Origin of the sequence: Sandarakinorhabdus rubra (assembly GCF_010994245.1) — a bacterium.
Lineage (GTDB): Bacteria > Pseudomonadota > Alphaproteobacteria > Sphingomonadales > Sphingomonadaceae > Sandarakinorhabdus > Sandarakinorhabdus rubra.
In genome coordinates, this window is sequence record NZ_WMHO01000482.1 from 1 (window position 1) to 517 (window position 517).

Genomic DNA, 517 nt, shown 5'->3' on the forward strand with positions numbered 1-517 from the left:
AGCTGGGGCCCGGGCAGCGGCGCTGGCTGCCGGCGCCGGCCCGCGCGGCAGCGCCAGCAGCCGCGTGGTGGTGCCATCATTGAGAGCGGTGACCTGCAGCGTCTCCAGCCGCACGCGGTCCGTGTCGCCAAAGCGGCGCAGTGCCAGGCTCAAATGGCCGGTTGCCATGGCAAGGCTGAGCTTCTGCGCCTGCAGCGGCGTCACCTCCAGCGTGGTGGCCTTGACGATCTCGGGCTTGTCCTTGCCGACGTTCATGTCGGTGCCCACCGCCAGCACCTGCACATTCTGGGCGATCACCTCGGCATAGGCCTGCGCCTCCTCGGCCTGACGGGTGAAGAACACGTCCACCAGGTCGCCGGGATAGACAAAGCCCGACACGCCCGACACTTCGCTCACCGGCACCGCCAGGGCTCGCCTGTCGGGCGCCAGCAGCGGCGCTGCGGCCAGCCGGGTGGTGCCGCCGGCCAATGCGGAGGCGAGGATGATCTCGCCGGCAGCGATGGGCCGCAGCGCCGCG

Annotated in this window: 1 protein-coding gene; it reads right to left on the minus strand. The window is 71.4% G+C overall.

What is annotated here, in order from left to right:
- Positions 1–517: Flp pilus assembly protein CpaB (cpaB, locus tag GJV64_RS15415; RefSeq protein WP_164158409.1), on the minus strand; the 517-nt coding region annotated here is incomplete at both ends.